Genomic DNA, 3986 nt, shown 5'->3' with positions numbered 1-3986 from the left:
CAAGCAAAAGCAGGTATCGGTGTACGGCAAGACGCGCGCCGAGGTTGCGAAGAAGATCAACGAGAAGGTTTCCGCGATCCAGAACGGCACCTATATTGTTCCGCGTGACATCACGCTGTCGGAATGGCTGAACATCTGGCTGACGAGCTACGCCTACATCAAGGTGCGCCCCAGCACCTACGCAAGTTATCAAGCGTATGTCGAGCGGCATGTTTCACCCTTGATTGGCGGCTTGCAGCTGCAAAAGCTCACCACCAACCAGTTGCAGGTGTTTTTCAACGAAAAACGCATGAACGGCAGGATTGACGGCAAAGGCGGTCTCAGCCCGAAAACCATTCGCAACATGTACAATATGCTGCACGAAGCCTTGCAGCAGGCGGTGATTAACAAAATCCTGTCGGTCAACGTTTCGGAAGGTGTGGTGTTGCCCTCAAAGGAGGAAAAAGAAATTATCGTTTTTAAGCCCGAAGAGCAGCGCGCAATTATTGAAGCCGCTCGAAAGGACAGACTCGGCTTTGCTATCGAGCTGGACTTCTTCACGGGACTGCGGTTAGGCGAGCTGTGTGCGCTCAAATGGAGCGACATTGACCTTGCAGCGAAGGAATTCCGCGTCAGGCGTACATTGCAGCGTGTACAGAAAAAGTCGTCTGACATCAAAGCCAAGGGCAAAAGAACGCAAATCGTCGAGGGCGCTCCCAAGACCAAGAAAGGCAACCGCGTGATTCCGCTCACCGACACAATGCTGCAAAAGCTCCTCGTTCACAGAGCAAGGCAGCTCTTTGAAAAGCAGCGGTTGGGGAAAGCTTACAGCGACAACGGTTATGTTTTCGCAAACGAGTTCGGCGGTTTGATCGAACCGAACTACCTCCGCAAAGTGTACAGGAGAATCCTCAAAGACGCGAAAGTGCCGCTCCATCATTTTCACACCATCCGTCACACTTTTGCGACAAGGGCGATTGAAAACGATATGCCCGTGAAGGTCGTCAGCGAGATTTTAGGACATTCGTCCGTTCAGCTTACGATGGATCTTTATTGCCATCCCTCAGTTTCCGCGAAACGAAACGTTTTGGAGAAAATGGAAAATCTCTGATTTTTGAAAAAATTTTTCCGTAGGAAATTCTGAGCGATTTCGCGATTTGAGGGTTTCAGGGATTCGCCCTGACGAGTGATTTTGTGTACCGCTTGCGACACAAAATCTGTGCTCGCAACCCCCGGTTTTGATTACAACTTTTTTCAGAGAAAAAATGCAGGTTAGTCCAAGAAGAAATCAAAATATTTTTTCACATTCAGCTTTTTCTCAATATTTCCATTGAATCCAACAGAAAGGAAAAAATCAAAAAGTTCAAAATCATGGAGAACAACACCGAAATTCGAAAAACAGAAACCTTGCATATTCGTCTGACTCCGGACGATAAGCAACTAATTGAGCAATATGCAAAAATGATGAACTTCAGCATGTCTGCCTTCATCGAAATTTTACTTCACCGAAAACGTATTATTGTCTGCGAGAATCTTGGAGAACTGATTATTCAACTCAGCAGAATCGGTAACAACATCAACCAAATCGCGCACACCGCAAATTCTGCTAAGACGATTTCAAACGAACAGATTGAGAAGGTGCAGGAATTGATGAATCAAGTCTATGACCAAATGACTCGTTTCGTTGATTTGTTGATTGAGAAAGATAGCAACCTTCCAAAAAGCATCGGAATCCATACAGGAAAAGCGATAAGCAACTTAGCGGATGCAGTTCGGCGTTTGGAAAAACGCATGGAGCAGATAGAAGAAAAACTCTGACAGGATGCCTTCTTACCTTCTTGACATCTTGGAACTTTACAAACAAAGGCTGACCGCTTGCCTTCTTGAACTGTTGACTTCTTGAATTCCAACAGAGAAAGAAAAGATATGATGAACTATACAACCTCGTAAAATTGAAAACAACTAACTTCACATAAATTTACCGAATAAGGGTACAGTAAGGGTAAACACAAAACATATAATTGTCAATATTTACTCCGACACAAAAAAAGACCGCCATAAACGCAATGTTTATGGCGGTTAACTTGGTTGCGGGAGAAGGATTTGAACCAACGACCTTCGGGTTATGAGCCCGACGAGCTACCGAACTGCTCTATCCCGCGATATATATTGCTTTTTTCAGCTTGTTCATTATATCATTTTCGGGCGGTATTGTCAAGCGGTATTTCGAACTTTGCCCATTCTGCCCAAATTGGCGCTGAAAATAACGGATTATTTATGCGCGGCGACGTTGCATTTTTGCGGAATTTCCCTTTATTTGCCCAAAAATGTTCTTTTTCGGGTGAAAAAATCTTCAAAACATCTTTTCATTTTGGCGCTTTAATGTTACAATAAAAAATAAGATTCCCGAAAGAAGGGATAAATATGAAAACAATAAAGGGCAAGGCGTGGATGTTTGCCATCGCCCTGGCGCTGGTGGCGGTGTTTGGCTGGGTCCTGTGGCAGAATATCAGGATAACCTCGCACATCGACGCGAACGAGAAACTCAACGTTATGATCGACGGAGTGTACTCTATCGACGGCGGCGAGTGGAAGCCCATAGACAACGAAAAGCCTATAGAGGAGCATTTTCACAAGGCTGTGTTCAAGGGCAAGTTCAGTGAAGAACTCGGTCTGTACAGTTCTATGGAGATCGTTTGCAAAAACGTCTGGTACACTATCAAGGACGCGGACGGGAATTATATCGACGGATACCGGCACGAGCCCGGGGACGATTATGATTACGGGGGTATAGAATACATCGGGGATAAGCTGACAGACACCCCGGGATACACTATTTACAATACCAGCCTTGAGTATGATGACAGGTATAAAGACACCGGAGAAAAAATCCTTGAAGTGGAGTTTCCTTACGAATTTAAAACCGAGAGTTTTTCCGACTGCTTTTATGTGGTGCTGAGCTATTCGGACGGAATGTATCACAACTTTATCTTTGAGGCTTTACCGCCCATAATAATGTTTTTGATAGTGTGCTTCTTCGGCGTATTTTTCTTCCCGATAGCGAGCGGCATGCTGGGGCGGATAGATTTCAGGTATATCGCGTTCGGCGCGCTGTGCTTCTTCGCGGGCTTTTATATGGTCATGGGAAAGCTCAGCAACTACATCTACATGTGGATACCGGACCCGACTGTCTGCATGATGACCTATGTGCTGGCGTGCTACATGTTCTCGGTCTCGGTCATGCTTTATCTGAGGTCGCTTTTGCAGCTGAAGGCGACAAGGATAATCGCGTCCTCGGTCGCGACGGCGTTTTTTGTGCTGATGATCGTGAATATCGTTCTGCACATGACGAACACCGCCGACTTGATGGCTACGGTGATATCCTTGTATATAGCCGGCGCGGTCAGCACCTTGATCATGACGATCCTGCTTTGCATCGAGATCAAGGGCAAAAGGAAGTTCGAGCTGGTCGACTACCTCGTTTCTTGGGTGCCGCTCGTGTTCTTTGTGTCCATTGACATTCTTGATATGTTTGTCGATCTGTACGGAAAGAACCACCTGCGCATCGGTCTTGCGATCACTATCGTTTATCAGCTGGTGCGCTTCGGCATGGATTTCCGCAGGCAGTACAAGGAGGCTATCCGATATCAGCAGGTGCAAAAGGAATTGTACGAGGCGAAGGTAAGCGTGATGGTCAGCCAGATACGGCCGCACTTCATGTACAACGCGCTGAGCTCCATCGCGATTCTCTGCAAGCTGAATCCCGACACCGCGTACACCGCTACGGTCACCTTCTCGGACTATCTGCGCGGCAACATGGATTCGCTGAAGCAGACCTCGCCGGTGCCGTTCACCAAGGAGCTTGAGCACCTGAAAAAGTATTTATATATAGAAAAGCTGCGCTTTGATGACCAGCTCAACATCGAGTACGACATACAGGCGACAGATTTTGAGATACCGCTGCTATCCGTTCAGCCGCTTGCCGAAAACGCCGTAAAGCACGGCGT

At 46.8% G+C, this 3986-nt stretch carries 3 protein-coding genes and 1 tRNA gene; 3 read left to right on the top strand and 1 reads right to left on the bottom strand.

From position 1 onward, the window contains the following. Together KQI64_RS08965 and KQI64_RS08960 are read left to right on the top strand one after the other, a co-directional pair. Positions 1-1090, top strand: a 1090-nt coding sequence (locus KQI64_RS08965) for a site-specific integrase (protein ID WP_216524362.1), incomplete at its 5' end; no start/stop codon positions are given. Positions 1091-1350: 260 nt separating this feature from the next. After that, complete coding sequence (locus KQI64_RS08960; protein ID WP_216524361.1) at positions 1351-1797, top strand: plasmid mobilization protein; 447 nt, start codon at positions 1351-1353, stop codon at positions 1795-1797. A 267-nt stretch (positions 1798-2064) separates the two neighbouring features. On the opposite strand, the gene KQI64_RS08955 is transcribed toward KQI64_RS08960, so the two are convergent. Further along, positions 2065-2141 (bottom strand) — tRNA-Met (locus KQI64_RS08955). A gap of 262 nt (positions 2142-2403) precedes the next feature. Here KQI64_RS08955 and KQI64_RS08950 point away from each other — a divergent pair. Continuing rightward, positions 2404-3986 (top strand): sensor histidine kinase (locus tag KQI64_RS08950; RefSeq protein WP_216524360.1); only part of this gene is annotated, 1583 nt, incomplete at its 3' end.

Origin of the sequence: Lachnoclostridium sp. MSJ-17, from assembly GCF_018918205.1 — a bacterium.
In the GTDB taxonomy this organism is placed as follows: Bacteria; Bacillota; Clostridia; order Oscillospirales; family Acutalibacteraceae; genus Ruminococcoides.
This window is presented reverse-complemented; position numbering and strand designations above follow the sequence as displayed.

Excerpts from the sequence above, each read along its gene's own strand:
- KQI64_RS08960 (WP_216524361.1), top strand. The coding sequence starts at position 1,351 with ATGGAGAACAACACCGAAATTCGAAAAACAGAAACCTTGCATATTCGT.